This window comes from Streptomyces sp. P3 (genome assembly GCF_003032475.1).
Taxonomy (GTDB): Bacteria; Actinomycetota; Actinomycetes; order Streptomycetales; family Streptomycetaceae; genus Streptomyces.
Genome location: NZ_CP028369.1, coordinates 6,991,227 through 7,007,680, shown reverse-complemented (window position 1 = coordinate 7,007,680; position 16,454 = coordinate 6,991,227). Strand labels below are relative to the sequence as shown.

The following is a 16,454-nucleotide window of genomic DNA, read 5'->3' as shown; positions in this document are numbered from 1 at the left end:
ATGACCGACCTGTATCCGACACGCGGTGCGGCCGAAGTGACGACGCCCCGCCGAGACCCCGTGCTCTGGGGTGAACCGTCCGCGGAACTGCGCGACTTCGAACGTGACGGCTTCCTCACCGTGGACGAACTGCTCACCCGGACGGAAGTCCTGACCTACCGGGCCGAACTGAAGCGGTTGATCGCCGATCCGGCGGTACGCAACGACGAGCGTGCCGTCATCGAATCCTCCTCCCAGGAGATCCGCTCGATCTTCGAAGTCCATCGCATCAGTGAGGTCTTCGCCCAACTCGTCAGGGATCCGCGAGTTGTGGACACCGCTCGTCGGATCCTCGGTTCCGACGTCTACGTCCACCAAAGCCGCGTCAACGTCAAACCGGGCTTCGGAGCCGGCGGGTTCTACTGGCACTCCGACTTCGAGACCTGGCACGCCGAGGACGGCCTGCCCCGAATGCGCACCGTCTCGGTGTCGATCGCCCTCACCGAGAACCGTGACACCAACGGCGGCTTGATGATCATGCCGGGCTCACACCGCACTTTTCTCGGCTGCGCGGGAGCCACGCCCAAGGACAACTACAAGAGATCTCTGCGGATGCAGGAGGCCGGCACTCCCTCGGCGTCGGCGCTGACCGAGATGGCCCTGGAGCACGGCATCAAGCTCTTCACAGGCCCCGCGGGCTCGGCGACCTGGTTCGACTGCAACTGCATGCACGGTTCCGGGGACAACATCACGCCCTACCCGCGCAGCAACGTCTTCATCGTGTTCAACAGTGTGGAGAACCAGCCGGTGGAGCCCTTCGCCGCCCCGGCACGCCGACCGGACTTCATCGCGGCCCGCGACTTCCTGCCGGTGGGATAGGTTTCCCGCGGCCCGGCCGAAGCGGAGGCGCACGGCCGGGCCGCCTGCCCTGTCGAACCTCGCAGAAGATGACGAGACCGGCCGATGGCCAGGTCATGGACGCGGGGGCTCCTCGGTAACGGGCAAGCCGCCTGCAGCACTCGCGACGTCCGGCTGGGGCCGCTCCGGCAGATCCGCACCACGGAGCGGGAAGATCGGCGAGTGAGGGCCACGATCCCGGCCCTGCGAGACACCAGGTCACGCGCGGCGGACAACCTCCGGCATTCCCCCGGAGTCATCGACGGTACGGCCCACGAGGGAGGGCAGCCGACGTCACCCTCTCCCGGCCTGCTCATCGGGGTGTCTTCGGGTCGTCCCTACCCAGCCGTCAGCGTGCGCGGAGGGCGACTGCTCTGAACGGCGCGCCCCGTCGGGCCCGGTGGGGTCCCACGGGAGCCCACCGCCGCGCCGGTCACCTCTCGTACAGATGGGCCGAAGCCACACACCCCGGCCGCATGATGCGTATCTTGTGCCCCTCGCAGGAAGGGCACTGCGGTGACTGCAGCGGGGACGGTACGCGTTCGCCGTCGAGCTGGTAGTCGGCGGTGATCCGGGCGTGCTCGTCCACGGTCACGTCGATGTCGTACGCGCCTTCCCAGCCGTGTCCGCAGTCGAGGCACACGAAAGAGTACGCGCGCCGGACGTGGTTCGTGGGCATGGTGGCCTCCCGGGAGCGATAGGTACGTCAAAGTCGCCTCTACCCATTTTTGCACAGTGCAACATAAGGGTGAAGTGCTGTGTCCTCGTATGCGAGGGCGGAGCCGGTGCATGTGGCCCAGGCGTGTCCGGTACTCGCCCTGCCGGGGCCGTGGGGCAGGGCGTGTTCTATGCGCCCGCCGTGTGCACCGCGCGCAGGGCGCTTTGGTGGCTGAGCCAGCCGACCGGCTCGCCGTGCGCGTGATCGAGGACCGGGACCCCTGTTCCCGCCGCCGCGAGCAAAGTGTTCAGCGCCTGCGCGAGGGACTGGTCCGCGGTGACGGGCGCGGGTCGCTCGGCGAGTTGGCCGACCCGGGTGGGCACGGCGTCCGGCTGCTCGGCGAGGGCCTCGGCGACCGCCTGGGCGGTGACCACCCCGGCGTACGCGCCCGCCTCGTCCGCGACCGGCAGCGCGCCGTGGCCGGAAAGGCTCAGCAGGTCGGCGGCGTCGGGGAGCGGTGTCGACCACGACAGGGACGAGGGCAGGGGCTCCATGACGGCGTCGACCCGCTGCGCACCGAGCCGCGCGCCCCGCGCGGGACCCTCGATGTCGATGCCGCGGCGGCGCAGCTTGAGCGTGTAGACGGTGTCCCGGGACAGCACACGGCTGGTGGCGGTGGCGAGCACGATCGCCAGCATCAGCGGCAGGATGATCGAGTACTCGCCGGTGAGCTCGAAGAGGATCACCACGGCGGTGATCGGCGCGCGGGAGGCGCCGGCGAAGACGGCGCCCATCCCGACCAGTGCGTACGCGCCCACCGCGCCGGCGGTGCCGGGAAGCAGGTCGTGCGCGCCGATGCCGTACGCCGCGCCGAGCATCGCCCCGATGAACAGGCTGGGCGCGAAGACGCCGCCCGAGCCGCCGATGCCGATCGTCAGGCTGGTCGCCAGCATCTTGCCCGCCAGGAGCAACAGCAGGAAGCCGACCGCGTATCCGCCCTCGGTCGCCTTCTGCAGGACCGGGTAGCCGACTCCGTACATTTCGGGCAGGGCAAGGAGCACCAGGCCCAGCGCGAGGCCGCCGACCGCCGGGCGCAGCCACTCGGGGCCGCGCCACAGCCAGTCGCAGGCGTCCTCGATCAGGTACAGGAACCGCGAGAAGCCCACGCCGACCAGGGCGGCCACCACACCCAGCGCGGCGAACAGGCCGTATTGCGCGAGATGGTCCACGTGGAAGTCCGGCAGGCTGAGGAAGGCCACGTCGCCGAAGGCCGCCCGGCCGATGACGCTCGCCGTCACGCTGGCCAGTACGGTCGCGCCGAACGCCTCGGGGCTGAACGTGCCCAGGATCAGCTCCATGGCGAAGAAGACTCCGGCGAGGGGGGCGTTGAAGGTGGCGGCGATGCCGCCTGCCGCGCCGCAGGCGACGAGGAGCTTCATCCGTCCCTCGGGCACCTTCGCCAGACGGCCGAGCGTTGAGCCGAGTGCCGAGCCGATCTGCACGATCGGCCCCTCCCGGCCCACCGAGCCGCCCGAGCCGATGGTCAGCGCGGAGGCCAGCGTCTTCACGACGGCCACCTTGGGGCTGATCCGCCCGCCGCGCTGGGCGACGGCCACCATCACCTCGGGTACCCCGTGTCCGCGGGCCTCCCTGGCGAAGCGGTACACCAACGGCCCGTAGAGCAGGCCGCCGAGCACGGGAGCGATCAGCACGAAGTACGGGCCCAGCCACGGCGCGTGCGGATTGCCGGAGCCCGGGGACGCGGCGTAGTCGCCGTGGCCGGAGAAGAGGTGTGTGAAGGTGGTGATGCACCAGCGGAAGACGATCGATCCCGCTCCCGCCCCGGCGCCGACCACCACGGCCAGTGCCGGCAGCCCCCAGGGCGCGGAGCGCAGATCGGTGAGTCTCCGCGAGGGTGGGAGACCGATCGGTGTCTTCTGCGCCGCGGCCGGCCTGTTCTTGGCCGTTTGGATGGCACTCATTGCTGCCCCTTCCGTACCTTTGCATTATGCAAAGCATGTCAAGTGGGGCGATGCGAGCACGTCCGCTGGTGACGGCCTCCGGTGAGGACGACGGGCGGGCGGCACTGCGGGCCAGGAGAGTGAACGCTGGGGGATCCGCCGTCGTACCCGCACCATGACGGGGTGCGCCGACGCACCGGATACGGTGGAGCCTGCGAGGGGGTAGACGTGCGAAAGGGCGCCTGCGTGTCCCTCCCTGAGAGGGGAGAGGGGGAGCGGGCGAACACGTCGGGCGCCTGTGCCCGGGCGGGAGTCTTCGCCGTGGCGGGCAGCGTCCTCGCCGCCCTCGGCCACCATGCGGCCGGCGGCGCGGCAGAGCCGTGGCGCCTCGTGGCCGCCCTTGTGCTCCTGCAGTTCGCGGGTGTCTGGCCCGCCGCCCGCCGTCGTTTCTCCCCGCTGGCCACGGTCGGATGCACGCTGGCCGTGCAGGGTGCGCTCCATCTGGCTCTCGCCTGGGCGGCCGACGGGCACCGGAACACGGCGGCCCACGCCGGTCCCGCCGGCTCGGTGACGGCCTCCGGCGACGGCCACTCCTGGCACCAGTCCTCCGCCGCTATGACCGCTGTCCACATGGGCGCAGCGCTCGCCGTGGCATGGCTGCTGCACCAGGCCGACGCGGCCGTCGCGGCCGCGTTGGCCGGCGCCCGCACGGCACGACGCATGATCGTGGCCGCGCGTGGGCGGCTGAGACGGTTGTGGGTCAAGCTGCTGATGCGCCCGGTGCGCCGGGCACTGCCGGTCTTGCGGCGAGTGGCGTGCCGAGGGACTTGCCTGCTGATCGGTTTCGGAGTGCCGGAACATGCGCTGCCGCGCAGGGGGCCACCGGAAGACCTCGTTGTTCCGGTCCCTTCGCCATCATCCCGGCCGGGTCGAAGCCCGCCCGGCCTGACGCTTCCGGAGTTCGTTCGTGCCCCTGCCTTCCGTGCAATCCCTGAATCCCGCTGCTCGCGAGTTCGGCCGCATCACCGTGGTCGGCGCCCTCGCTCTGACATCCGCTTTCGTCCTGGCCCACCCCGCGTCCGCCCACACGGAGGTCGAGGCCGACACCCCGAGGGCTCTGGCCCGCAATGTCACCCTCACCTTCACCTCCGAGGCCGAGTCCGACACGGCGGGCTTCGCCCGGGTGCGCGTCGCCCTGCCGAAAGGCATCGAGCCGGACGACGTGACGCTCGCGCACGCCCCGAAGGGCTGGACTTTGAAGACCACCTCGGTCGGCTACACGATCGGTGGCCCTGCTCTGGCGACGGGAGCGGACGCCGAACACGCGATCACCGTGCGGCAGTTGCCCGACGTCCAGGAGCTCGTGTTCAAGACCGTCGACACCTACGGCGACGGCAGGGTCTCGCGCTGGACCGAACTGCCCACGCAGGAAGCGGAGTCGGACCAGCCAGCTCCGGTGCTGAAGCTGAGGCCCGCGACCGCCGACGCGCAGCCCCTCAGCCCGCCTTCCACACGGGCGTCCCGCACACCGTCCGACGGCCCCTCCTACGGCGGTGACGCCAATGCCTCGGCGCGCGCGGAGGGTGAGAACCCGGCCGGAGGGCTGATCGCCGTCGGGACAGCCGCCGCCCTGCTCGGGCTCGGCGCATTCGCCTGGCGGCTGAACCGGCGCCCCGCCGGGCGGGGCGGTGCGCGGTGAACCGAGCGTCCGCCTTCGGCGTCCGGGTAACGCTCTCCAGTCCCGTACGTCGGCCGACACCTGGCGCCCACCGGACGTACCGGGCCCTGCTCGTCGTGGCTGTGGCGTTCACCCTCTCTCTCCTGGCCGGTGTGACCCCGGCCTCCGCGCACGCCGTGTTCACGAGCAGCGACCCCCGCGAGGGCGTCGTCCTGAAGACCGCGCCACGACAGATCACGGTCACCTTCGACGAAGCCGTCGCCCTCGTCGAGAACTCCGTCCGCGTCCTCGACCCCGACAACCGCCCGGCGACAGCGGGCGATCCGGAGCACGCCGACGGACATGGCAACACGGCCCGCGTCCGCCTCGCCGGAGGGCTTGGCCAGGGCACGTACACCGTCTCCTGGCGGGTGGTGTCGGCGGACAGCCACGCCGTGACCGGAGCCTTCACCTTCTCCGTCGGCAAACGCGCGCCCGCCAGGCCCGCTGCCACCGCGCAGCCGGCCGTACCCAGGGCCACGAGCACGCTGAACGAAACGGCCCGCTACGTCGCCTACGCGGGACTGGCCCTGCTCATCGGCATCGCCGTGTTCGTCCTGGCCTGCTGGCCGACGGCCACGGCCCGGCAAACCGTACGCCGACTCTTCGTGACCGGCTGGTGGGTACTGACGCTGTCCACCCTGGCCTTGGTGCTGCTCCGCGGACCGTACGACAGCGGCGAAGGACCGGGCGCGGTGTTCGACGCGCGGTCGCTGCGCGGCACGATGGAGACCCGGTCAGGCGTCGCCCTGCTGGTGCGGCTGGTGCTGCTGCTCGTCTTGGCCGTGCTGGTTCGGAACCGGAGGGTCCGCCAAAGCGCCGGCCGACTCGGGAGGATGGCCGGTGTCCTGTTCGCCCTGGCCCTGGCAGCGACCTGGGTAGTGGCCGAGCATGCCGCGGTCGGCGTCCAGGTCCCCGTGGCGGTCGTCTCTACCGCACTTCATCTGCTCGCGATGGCGGTGTGGCTGGGCGGGCTGGCCGCCCTGCTCACCATTCTGTACCGGGCACCGGCCGAGGATCCGCTCCCTCCCGCCGCGGTCGTCCGCTTCTCCCGGCTGGCGTTCGTCTCGGTGGCGGTTCTCGCCGCCACCGGCGTCTACCAGTCGTGGCGCGGGCTGGGGTCCTGGGATGCGCTGCTGCACACCGGGTACGGCAGGACGCTGTCGCTCAAGGTGTGGACCGTGCTGGTGGTACTGGCGGTGGCCGCGCAGTCACGGCGCTGGACCGGGCGGCTGCTCACGGCGCCCGAGCCGGAGTGGGCGCCGATCGCGGTGGGCGGCCGGGAGGCGGACGATCCCTGCGGCACCGTCCCGTCCAGGGCCGGGGTTCCGACGGAGCGGACAGCGCAGCGGCGCGGGCTGCGCCGGTGCGTGCTGGCCGAGGTGGCGGTCGGCATGGTGGTCCTGATGCTCACCACCATGCTGACCGGGACGCAGACCGGACGGGCGGCCGAGGAGTCGGCGGCACTGGCGGTTCTCGTGCCCGGTCAGCCCACTCAGTCCTTGTCGATGGTCCCCTTCGACACCGGCAGTCGCACCCTGGGACCCCTGGGGAGCGGCAGGGTGCAGATCGTCCTGGAACCCGGGCGGGTCGGACGCAACGCGGTCCAGGCGGTCGTCTACGGCGCAGACGGCGGGCTCGTACCTGTGCCCGAACTGCGTCTCGCCTGCACCCTGGTTTCGCAGGGCGTGGGCCCCCTGGATGCGGAGCTCGTGGACGAGCGCGGCTACTGGGGCAGTGACAGTCTCACCCTGCCCACGGAAGGGACGTGGACGATGCGGGTCACTGTACGGGTGTCGGAAGTCGACCAGGTCACCGTGGAGCACCAGGTCGACATCGGACCCTGACAACCCTCGTCCCGTCTTCTCGCATTGCGCAAAACACGCGCTGAGTCTCCGGGTCCTCCCGGGCGGGAGCAGGTGAGTGAGGCGGCCGTGGTCGTCCATGGGCGCCTGACTCAGGGGCTCGTCCGGTGTGGGTCAGGAGCGAGGCGGGTGCCCTCACACGCAGCGTGGCGGACGTTCTGGCCCGTCGGCTTCCGGTTTCGTGGAGCAGCCTGGCTCTCGACGACGGGTGACCGTCCGGGAAACGTGGCGCTGGTCGAAGTCGGTGGTGTGGATGGCAGCCTAGGCACCGCGCATGCAGGAAGCGGTGGGAAACCGCGAAGAAGGGGCAGCCGGGGAAGAGAGCTGACACCCGCCCCGTGCGGGCGGCCAGACGGCCGCCCGCACGGGGCGGCGACATCTACGGGCCTGATGACGGCGATCACGTCGGCGGGACGAAAGTCTTCGCCGGGTTGTTGATGCCGATCTTTACCCTGTGCAAAGATGCAGGCATGGAAGCGCTGCTGATGCTTCCTGGTGCGCCGGGAAGTCTGGTCGGCAACTGTCGCCGAGCCGATCCGGAAAACAGATGCCACCACCTCCGCCCGACCCGCAGGATGACGAGACAGTCGGTGCCGCACTAGCGGGCGGCGACGAGTCGACCCTGCTGCAAGAGCCCCAAAAAGCGGCTTCGTCCTCGAGACTTTCCGTCCGCCGGGAGAGCGGAGGACGCCTTCCGCCGCGACTGGAGTTGCATCTCGCGGGAGAGCTCGACGCCGACACCGCGCATGCACTCCGAGAGCATATGGCGGTGCTCGCCGCCCACTCCGCCGGTGGCTTGCTGGTGCTGGACCTGTCGGGCATCACCTTCTGCGACTACCCGGGTCTGTACACCCTGCTGAGTATTCGCCGGACTCTGCCCCTGGCCGGTATCGACGTGAAGTTCACCCGAGCCAGCGGGGTGCTCCGGGCCACTGCGGAGCGGGCGGGTCTGACCACCCAGCTCGCTTTGGGGGGCGCGCCCTGAGTGCGGGCCCGTGGCCGCCTCCGGAGTCGGCAGGAACCGACGCACCCGATGTTCTGCAGGGCGGAGCGACCGCCGCCGCGTGCCCGAGGGGCTTTGTCGACCGCTGCGGCGGGCCAATCATCGAACGGCGGCGCCCCGCGATCCCGAGCACCGGTTCCGTCAGCTTCGGCCAGACCCTCTCCAGGAGACCGCCCCAAACTGCCTGCCTCGCAGGTCACATCTCCCCCGCACCGGCCTGGAGAGCCCGTCACCTCACTCCACCCGTGGGCGTGTGACCGATACCCGTGGCACCGCTCCCCGGCCGACTTACACCCCGGGGCAAAGGCTGTGACGCACACCACACCACCTCGTGCAAATTTTGCCTGATGCAATGATCCGGGGATGCCGCACATCCGTACCTCTTGTCGTCCGCACTCCTCTCGTCCGGAGGCACCCATGCCCACATCGCGCAGCAAGATAGGAACAGTCTTCGTGGTCGGCGCTCTCGGCCTGACCCTCAGCGCTCTCGCCTACCCGGCCATGCTCGGCATCCAGACCACGTCGAGCGACACTTCGCGCATCATCGCCAACACCCAGTTCGGCCCGCTGACGGAGGCGGACCGCGACTTCGTCGTCAAGGTCCGCGCGGCGGGCCTGTGGGAGTACCCCCTGGGAGAAATGGCCATGGAGAAGGGCTCGACGCCGGAGATGAAGGAGGCCGGCAAACACCTGATCGTCGGGCACGCCGGCCTGGACGCGATGTGCCTCAAGATCGCGCCCATGTTGAACGTCACGCTGCCCAACCAGGCCAGTCCGCAACAGCAGCAGTTCGTGGCGACCTCGGCGGCGGAGTCCGGCAGGCAGTTCGACAGCACCGCCGCCAACATCATGCGCGTCACCCACGGCCAGATCTTCCCGGTCATCGCGAAAATCCGCGCGACCACCAGGAACACCCTGGTCCGTCAGCTCGCGGACCTCGCCAACGACACCGTCCTGGACCACATCACCGTTCTGGAGAACACAGGTGTGATCAACGGCGAACTGGTCAACTTCCAGCAGTCCACCCCGCCCAAGCTCCCGAAGGACCAACTCACCCCGCCCCCGCCTCAGCCCGGCGCCCCCGTCATCGTCCTCGCCGCCCGCCCTGACCTCAACGTCAACACTTCGTCCCCGACGCCCAGTCCGTCAGCCGGATGATCGTTCGGTGCCGGCGCCGTTCCGTCGGCCGGCCGACGGGACGGTCATCCGGTAGGAGCGCACGACCGCGACGACCGTCGCCGCGGCGAGAGTGGCCGCCCACCCGCTCAGGCCGAGCAACGCACGCAACGCCCCTACTCCCGCCCCGACCCCGCGCGGAGGCACCCGTCCCCGCGGGTCGTAGACGACGGCGAGGGCGTCCCCGGGGCGGGTGGCCTGCCCACAGCCACGCCAGACTCGCACCTGCAGCGGCACCCCACGCCCGTCGGCCACGGTGCAGAGATAGCGGCCACGGCCACCCCGCACCGCCCCCTCATCCCGCACCGACGTCACCACCACGGACTGCACCCGCCCCTGCTCCGCCAGTACAACGCCGGCGGCGGCCTGCGGCGCCTGCGCCGCGAGGCAGGCCGCGAGCACGGCGACGGCGCCCACCAGCGCCCGGCCCGCCCGCACCACGATCAGATGGACAACGAGCGCGAGCGCACACACCAGTCCGACCGCGCCGTCGGCCAGCCCCGGGCGCCCCGTCCAGGCCCCGAAGACGGACGTGCCGACGATGCCCGCGACGGCCAGCGCCGCCGCGAGAACGCCTTCCCCGACCAGCCACCATGGAGGGAGGCCGACGAACTCGGCAGGCCCCCAGACAGTGGCACGCAGATGCCCCATCAGACGGGGCTCCACATCCCGGGACGAGTGACGCCACCAGCGCATGCGCCACTCCCCCTTTCCCGACCCGATCCGGCGAACCACGCCCGCACTTTTTTGCATTATGCAAAATGTCGAGGAGTCCGGGAAGGGCGGGCCCGTCCGCCATTCGGCGAGCGCAGCGCGAAGGTGGCCGGGGGCTTACGCGTCTCTGGCCACGTCCGCCCCCCAGCCGAGCGGATGCGGTTCATCGTCCATGTCGGGGGCGGGCGGCTCCCCGCCCGCCTCGTTGAAGGCTCCGAGGGCCTCGACGAGCGCCAGCCGCTGCGTCGGCCTGAGCCGTGCGACGATCGCGGCGATCTCCTCACGCCGCCGGGCGGTGACCTCCTCGACGGTGCGCCGCCCCTCTTCGGTGAGCTGCAGCAGGGTCTCGCGGCGGTTGCCGGGGTTGGTCTGGCGGTCGGCGAGCCCGGCGGCGATGAGCCGGTCCACCATGCGCATGGCCGTCGACGGCGCCACCTGGAGCAGTTCGGCCAGGGCGACCAGCTTGGTCGCCCCGCGGCTGGAGAGCACGACGAGCATCCGGAACTGCGCGAGGGTCACTCTCTCCTCGACCGCGGCGATCGAGCGGGCGGAGACGGCCACCAGCAACCGGGACGCGGTCAGCACCGCTCGGGTGACCTCGTCGACATCGTCCATGGCCCCCACGGGGCTCTCGTGCTGCGGCATACACCCTTTCTATCGCGCCGAAGCACCTGCTCATTCACGCGTCGCGAACAGATTTTCCCTTTCCATGACCATGAAAGCGCAGCAGGAGCATGGCCGCGTCGTCGTGCGGAGGGCCTGCCGCATGCCGCATCAGATCCTCCCGCAGGGCTTCGAGGGCCAGCTGCGCGTCGGGTTCCTTGAGCAGGTACGCCCGGTCGGCGAGCGGGTAGAAGGCCCCCTGTTCGTCCCGGGCCTCGCTGACGCCGTCGGTGTACAGCAGGAGTTGCGCTCCGGGCTCGAAGTCCACCCAGTAGGGCTCGGGCCCCTCGGCCCCGTGAACACCCAGACCGAGCGGCAGCGCGTAGGCGGGCGGCTGCGGGAAGCCCACCGTGCCGTCCTGGCGTACGACCATGGGAGGCGGGTGACCGTAGTTCAGGAAGACAGCCCCGCCGGCCGAGCCGATCTCGGCGAGGACGGCAGTGACGAACTTCTCACCCTCCAGCTCACGGGCCACGCTGCGCTCCAGCCGCTCCCCCAACCTCACGAGGTCGCTCTCGTCGTGGGCCGCCTCCCGGAAGGCGCCGAGCACCACGGCGGCCGTCTCCACCGCGGCCAGGCCCTTGCCCTGGACGTCCCCCACGATGACCCGGACACCGTGCGGGGAGGGGACCACCTCGTACAGATCCCCGCCGATGCGCGCCTCCGCGACGGCGGAGGTGTAGGAAACCGCCGCCTGCAGCGGGCCGGCCGTCCGCGGTACCGGGCGCAGCAGCACCCGCTGGGCCACCTCGGCGATCGACCGCACGCTGGCCAGCTCGGCCTCGCGCCGCGAGCGCATCACGGCGGCCGCGACGCCCGCGCCCGTGACCCCGACCACCGAGATCAGGGCGGTGAACCCGCGGCGTCCTTCGAAGAGGCCGTCGTACAGGCCGAGAGCCAGGCAGAGCACCAGCGCCAGCACGCCGATCAGTGCGGTACGCCGCCAGCCTCCGACCAGCCCGGCGAAGGCGGGCCCGAGCGAGACCAGCGGCAGGAACCCCACCCCGGGTCCCGCCACCACGTCCGCCACGGCCACCACGCCCATCGCGGTCACCGGCAACCAGGACAGGAGCCGGGATCCGGACGCCTGCCGGCTCATGATCATGGACGTCCTCCTGAAGTGGTCGCGGTGCTCGAGAGCGGCTTCTCTCTCCGTAGACGCGCTCTCGTATTTAGACTATGCAATGGTTGTTCTGCTGAAGCGGCGCCCATACCGGCCCTTTACCCAATCGAGGCCGAACAGCGGCACCTCCGACGACACTCCCGAAAGGCGACGATGCCCCACAGAGGAACCCATGGCACGCGCCCTCAACTCCCCACCGGCTGGCGGCGCCTGGTCGCGCGCGCCCCCGTCCTCCTCTTCCGCGCCGGACTCGGGCCGGTTCTCGGCAAGCGGTTCCTTCTCCTGCACCACGTCGGCCGCACGACGGGCCTCGACCGCCACGTCGTCCTCGAAGTCGTGGCGCACGAGACCCTGCGCCCCGGCTGGACCGTCGCCTCCGGCTTCGGCCCCGGCTCGGACTGGTACCGCAACCTGCGCGCACACCCGAAGACCGTCATCCAGGTCGGCAACCGCTACCACGCCGTCACCGCCCGCTTCCTCTCCCCCGACGACGGCGCCCACATCATGGCCGACTACGCCCACCGGCATCCCCGTACCGCCCGCCGCCTCTGCGCGTTCATGGGCCTGCCCGCCGACGGCAGCGAGACGTCGTTCCGCGACGCGGGCCGGGCCATACCGTTCGTCCGCCTCGAAACTGCCGACGGACACCGGCCGCAGAGCCGCAGACGTAGGTGACGCCCTCGCCGGAGACATGCAAGGAGCCCTATCCGGCGGCACCTTCCTCCTGCGGGGCGACGATGATTTCCCCGAGCCCGGGGGGGCGCGTTCCCTATCTCGTGCACACGACGCAGCCAGATCCGCTGCGGCTCAAGCGCGGGCAAAGGCTCCCCATGAAGCGGAACATAGGCTGGCGATCTCATTTTGCACTGTGCAATGATTGTGTGGGGGGCCGAGCCGACGGCCGGTCGCCGCTTCGGCGCCCAGGAGTGAAGCTGACACATTTGATGCGGCACGGAACGGTGTACCGGCCGTCGGCAGGCCCCCGGATCCGGCCAGAAGGGAGAGGGGCAGGCACCGTGACTGCGCCCGAGCCCACCGATCCCGAGAGCATCTGGCTGAAGTTCCTCAACGACAGCGAAGAAGCCATTCGACGCTCCGCACCGCGGGAACCCTCCGCGCAGGAAAGGCTGTTTCTGCGCGGCAGCGCCCCTGTCCGCCAAGCCGACTCCGTCGGTGCCTTGTGGCAACCGGACGACGACTGGCCCGGACCGGCATGGCAGGACCTGAGCACCCGGGAAAGGGTCCGCAGAGGGCTCCGCGCCCTCGGCGCAGTCGTCGCCGTTGTCGCACTGCTGGGAATCTTCTCCTGGCTGCCCCGGGGCGCGCCGGGACTCTCCGAGGAACAGAACACCCCCACGGCAGGACAGTCGGAAAACATCTTCGAGCCGCCGACGGCCGAGGGCGCGCTTCCCTCCCCGCTGCGCCCCCGAGGCGGCGACGAGTAGCTCGGCCCGTCACGCCTGTCGCGGCGACCATGTGGGTACCCGTCGACCAGCAGACGAGTTTGCCGACACCCGGCAATCTCACCCCTGCCACAGTGCACGTCAACGGCCTGCCAATGCCGCGTAAGGAACTGCGCCAAGCCGGCAAACCTACTGAGCACGCCTGACGGCCCACCAGCCTCTGATCTGGGGCCATGGCGCGAAGCAGGATCCCTCGCGTGTCGCGGGAACCCGCTCGGGCCGCACCCGCCTGAGCGCGGCCCGAGAGATGAACGGGCTTCAGGTCATTCGGCGGCTCCCCCTTCCGCCGGCAGTCCTGTTCGGCGTCGTCTGCGGTCGGCGACGAACCCTCCCCCCGCGATCACGGCGACGGCCCCGGCGAGAACGGCCGTCGCGGTGGTGCGTCCGAGGCCCAGGACGGTGTCGGCACCACCGGTGTCCGGAGCCGGCAGGCTCAGATCGGCGCAGGCGGACGGGGGCTCGACGGGCTTGGCGCCCTCCACGACCTCGAACTGGAACGCGCTGGTCTGGGCGTCCCCGTCGCCGGCGGTAATCGTGTAGGTGAGAGTGACGACACCCACGGGCAGCGGGGAGACCGCGGCGCACGCGGTGCCGCCGTCGGTGACGACCGGCGCTCCGACCGGGATGGTCGTGCCGTCGGCTCCGACCATTCCGATCTTCGGCGGGACGCCGGACTTCAGGTCTTTGAAGGTCAGCGCGACGACGTCGGTCCCGGCCGCGACCTTGGCGCCTGGTGCCGGTGTGGCGTCCTCGAGTGCGGTGTGGGCATACGCGGGTGTGCCGCCGAGAAGCAGCAGCACACCCGCGCACCCGAGCGGTCCTGCCGCCGCCCTCAGAAGTCGAAGTCCGCGCATGCGATCCGGTTGTCCTGTGCCTCGCTGGGGTGGACCACGATCGCGACCGCGTCCTTGCCGGTCTTGCGGGAATTGTTCACTGTTGTCATTCCCATCCCGGACTTGTCGGCGGTGAACATCAGGTGCACCTCGTTGGGGGGCGTGGTCGCACCGCCCTTCTCGAACCGGAAGTGCTCCCCGCCGTTCTTGGCGGAGCAGTGCTGGGCGTGCAGATGGGCCATGTAGGAGGCGCCGGGCTTGAGACCGGTCAGGGACACGGTCACGGTGGTGCCCTTGGAGCCTTGCGCGAGCCAGGCGCTGCCCGCGACGTCGTCCATGCCCGGCGGGCGGGTGTCGAGAACCGTGAAGGCACCCTTGACCACGGTCGCTCCGGGGATTTTGTCGGCGGGGGTGGCGGACGGGTCCCCCATGTCCATCCCCGCCATCCCGTCCATGCCCTTGGCGGAGGACGAGGCGGAGGCCGAGGAGGCGGCTTGGGCGGAGGCGTGGTCCGCCGAGTCGCCGCCGCAGCCGGACAGCAGGACGGACGTGGCGGCCACGAGGACGCCGAAGGCGACGAGCCGGGGTCCACGGCCGAGGGGCCGGGGGGACCGCGGATCACCGGCCGCGTGTGCGGGCACGGATATGGCGTGGTGCGTCAAAGAATCTCCCGATCGATGGGCGGGCTGCGGGCCCCGCCACGACGCGGCGCTTTCGGCGGACACCGAACAGCTCGCGCGCCGGACGAAGGGCACGCCGAGGCCGAAGTGGTCGGCCGACGCGCGTGAACGGGCACGTCGGCCATGCGCCTGCCTCGGCCCAGCACCCGGGCCCGACACCGGAAAGGGTGCTTCAGGGCCGTACGACGGGCAGGGGGCCGGCAGGCAGACGAACGACTGCTGAACCCGCCGACGGCGGTCCTCTGCGGACGACGGCATGCCTCAGCAGTACGGGAGCGGTCCGCGCCGTCTCCCCCTCGGTCGTGGCTGCGCATACCGAGGGGGCCCGCCGGTCGAGGGCGGGGTGCGCGAGCACGCGGCAGATCCGTCGCAGCGGCGCGAACAACACCACGGTCAGGGCCCGGCCCACCTGGTGTGCGGCCGCCTCGCCTCGCCACAGCCACAGTCCGCACACGACGGCGGCCGACAGATGCGCCAAGTACATCCCGCCCGAGCCCTGTTGAGCGACGACGGACTCGAGGAGCGGAGCGAAAGGGGCTCCGGGCGTCCCGGCGTGCCCCAGGGTCAGGCCCGCATGCGAGTGGTCCATGTGCGCGGCCATGCCGGAATGGGAGAACATGATCCCGTGGTCCATGCCCGGGGCTTGTCCGACGGGTGGCAGGTCGGCCCGTCCACGGACGAACACGTGGGCCAGATCGAACAACAGGTGCAGCAACCCCTGCGCGACGACGGTGGCACCGACCACGGCGGCGGCGCCCCGTTCCCTGCCGGTCAACCACCAAGCGCCCCAAGCCGTCCCGGCCAAGGTCGATCCCAGGGTCCACCAGGGCAGGACGTCACCGGACATGACGGCGTGGCCCAGCGCCGTCGTCACCACGCAGACAGCCGCGAAGACACCGGCCCGCAGCAGACGCGAGGTACGGGCGCCCTCCCGGTTCTGCATCAGGTGACCTCCCCGGCACGCTCCGCCGCCGCGGCACCTCCGGGACATCCGACAACTCCTCGAACCTGTGGGCTTCCCGCTTCATACGGCCGACGGCTTGCCCGCGTTCACGCACAGGGCGTGGCGTGTGCCGCGTCGGCAGACAACCTGCGACCACCTGGAAGGGGCCTGGAGCACCGATCCGATCGGCGGCCACTGGCACCCGTGGAACACCGCCGGGCTCGGTGTTCTTGGTGACGCGCATGCGCGGCCAGCGGTCGCTGTAGTCGCTGACCGCGATGCGCAGCAGTCGGCCGTTCCAGGTGAGTCGGATCAGGTCCGTCGGCGACGACCGGCTGTGGGGTGTCAACCGCCGCAAGAAGGGTGCGGTGAACACCCTGGCCGCACTGAGGTCGATCCGGGCCGCGCGCCCGGACCGCGCCCCGATCTACGTCATCCTGGACAATCTGTCCGCCCACAAGGGCGACAAGATCCGTCGCTGGGCGAAGAAGAACCGCATCGAGCTGTGCTTCACCCCGACCTACGCCTCCTGGGCCAACCCGATCGAAGCCCACTTCGGGCCTCTGCGGCAGTTCACGATCGCCAACTCCCACCACCGCAACCACAGCGTGCAGACCCGGGCCCTGCACGCCTACCTGCGCTGGCGCAACGCCAACGCCCGCCACCCGGGCGTCCTGGCCGCCGAACGCAAGGAACGCGCCCGCATCCGCAGCGAGAAGGGCATCCGCTGGGGCGGACGCTCACTCGCCGCCGCGGCCTGAACGACCCGGCGAACCCCA

The 16,454-nt window shown here is 70.9% G+C and carries 15 protein-coding genes and 1 pseudogene; 8 read left to right on the top strand and 8 right to left on the bottom strand.

The window, feature by feature from the left end:
- Nucleotides 1–858: an ectoine hydroxylase gene (gene thpD, locus C6376_RS30700; RefSeq protein WP_107446386.1), complete on the top strand. Its 858-nt coding sequence runs from the start codon at nucleotides 1–3 to the stop codon at nucleotides 856–858.
- A 451-nt stretch (nucleotides 859–1,309) separates the two neighbouring features.
- Here the strand turns inward: thpD and C6376_RS30695 are convergent, their stop codons facing one another.
- The gene (locus C6376_RS30695) at nucleotides 1,310–1,555 is read right to left on the bottom strand and encodes a hypothetical protein (RefSeq protein ID WP_107446385.1); all 246 of its coding nucleotides are present in this window, start codon (nucleotides 1,553–1,555) and stop codon (nucleotides 1,310–1,312) included.
- 167 nt (nucleotides 1,556–1,722) lie between these two features.
- Nucleotides 1,723–3,516 (bottom strand): chloride channel protein, encoded by a 1,794-nt coding sequence (locus C6376_RS30690; protein WP_107446384.1) that lies wholly within the window; start codon nucleotides 3,514–3,516, stop codon nucleotides 1,723–1,725.
- A 961-nt stretch (nucleotides 3,517–4,477) separates the two neighbouring features.
- On the opposite strand from C6376_RS30690, the gene C6376_RS30685 reads away from it, so the two are divergent.
- The 4 genes from C6376_RS30685 to C6376_RS30670 all read left to right on the top strand — a co-directional run bounded on the left by C6376_RS30685 (nucleotide 4,478) and on the right by C6376_RS30670 (nucleotide 9,238).
- Nucleotides 4,478–5,194: a DUF1775 domain-containing protein gene (locus tag C6376_RS30685; RefSeq protein ID WP_107449288.1), complete on the top strand. Its 717-nt coding sequence runs from the start codon at nucleotides 4,478–4,480 to the stop codon at nucleotides 5,192–5,194.
- Between the two features lie 95 nt (nucleotides 5,195–5,289).
- Complete coding sequence (locus tag C6376_RS30680; protein WP_107446383.1) at nucleotides 5,290–7,059, top strand: copper resistance CopC/CopD family protein; 1,770 nt, start codon at nucleotides 5,290–5,292, stop codon at nucleotides 7,057–7,059.
- A 565-nt stretch (nucleotides 7,060–7,624) separates the two neighbouring features.
- A complete protein-coding gene (locus C6376_RS46210) occupies nucleotides 7,625–8,062 on the top strand; it encodes an STAS domain-containing protein (RefSeq protein WP_107446382.1) in 438 nt (145 codons plus the stop codon).
- Between the two features lie 435 nt (nucleotides 8,063–8,497).
- Nucleotides 8,498–9,238: a DUF4142 domain-containing protein gene (locus tag C6376_RS30670; protein WP_107446381.1), complete on the top strand. Its 741-nt coding sequence runs from the start codon at nucleotides 8,498–8,500 to the stop codon at nucleotides 9,236–9,238.
- On the opposite strand, the gene C6376_RS30665 is transcribed toward C6376_RS30670, so the two are convergent.
- The 3 genes from C6376_RS30665 to C6376_RS30655 form a co-directional block, all read right to left on the bottom strand.
- Nucleotides 9,227–9,907: a hypothetical protein gene (locus C6376_RS30665; protein WP_107446380.1), complete on the bottom strand. Its 681-nt coding sequence runs from the start codon at nucleotides 9,905–9,907 to the stop codon at nucleotides 9,227–9,229. The two genes, C6376_RS30670 and C6376_RS30665, sit on opposite strands and share 12 nt — an antisense overlap.
- 180 nt (nucleotides 9,908–10,087) lie before the next feature.
- Nucleotides 10,088–10,615, bottom strand: coding sequence for a MarR family winged helix-turn-helix transcriptional regulator (locus tag C6376_RS30660; RefSeq protein ID WP_107446379.1), 528 nt, complete (start codon nucleotides 10,613–10,615; stop codon nucleotides 10,088–10,090).
- A 34-nt stretch (nucleotides 10,616–10,649) separates the two neighbouring features.
- Nucleotides 10,650–11,738 carry a PP2C family protein-serine/threonine phosphatase gene (locus C6376_RS30655; RefSeq protein WP_173985764.1) on the bottom strand — a complete coding sequence of 363 codons (1,089 nt, stop codon included), beginning with the start codon at nucleotides 11,736–11,738 and terminating at the stop codon, nucleotides 10,650–10,652.
- A gap of 171 nt (nucleotides 11,739–11,909) precedes the next feature.
- On the opposite strand from C6376_RS30655, the gene C6376_RS30650 reads away from it, so the two are divergent.
- The gene (locus tag C6376_RS30650) at nucleotides 11,910–12,431 is read left to right on the top strand and encodes a nitroreductase family deazaflavin-dependent oxidoreductase (RefSeq protein WP_107446378.1); all 522 of its coding nucleotides are present in this window, start codon (nucleotides 11,910–11,912) and stop codon (nucleotides 12,429–12,431) included.
- A gap of 341 nt (nucleotides 12,432–12,772) precedes the next feature.
- Nucleotides 12,773–13,201 (top strand): hypothetical protein, encoded by a 429-nt coding sequence (locus C6376_RS30645; RefSeq protein ID WP_107446377.1) that lies wholly within the window; start codon nucleotides 12,773–12,775, stop codon nucleotides 13,199–13,201.
- 281 nt (nucleotides 13,202–13,482) lie between these two features.
- Here the strand turns inward: C6376_RS30645 and C6376_RS30640 are convergent, their stop codons facing one another.
- The 3 genes from C6376_RS30640 to C6376_RS30630 all read right to left on the bottom strand — a co-directional run bounded on the left by C6376_RS30640 (nucleotide 13,483) and on the right by C6376_RS30630 (nucleotide 15,675).
- The gene (locus C6376_RS30640; RefSeq protein WP_254076133.1) at nucleotides 13,483–14,019 is read right to left on the bottom strand and encodes a copper resistance protein CopC; all 537 of its coding nucleotides are present in this window, start codon (nucleotides 14,017–14,019) and stop codon (nucleotides 13,483–13,485) included.
- 32 nt (nucleotides 14,020–14,051) lie between these two features.
- Nucleotides 14,052–14,714 carry a superoxide dismutase family protein gene (locus tag C6376_RS30635; protein WP_254076132.1) on the bottom strand — a complete coding sequence of 221 codons (663 nt, stop codon included), beginning with the start codon at nucleotides 14,712–14,714 and terminating at the stop codon, nucleotides 14,052–14,054.
- Nucleotides 14,715–14,904: 190 nt separating this feature from the next.
- Nucleotides 14,905–15,675, bottom strand: a complete 771-nt coding sequence (locus C6376_RS30630) for a hypothetical protein (protein ID WP_254076131.1) — start codon at nucleotides 15,673–15,675, stop codon at nucleotides 14,905–14,907.
- Between the two features lie 317 nt (nucleotides 15,676–15,992).
- Here C6376_RS30630 and C6376_RS30625 point away from each other — a divergent pair.
- A pseudogene (locus C6376_RS30625) lies at nucleotides 15,993–16,436 on the top strand (transposase); the annotation flags it as partial.
- Nucleotides 16,437–16,454: the final 18 nt, after the last annotated feature.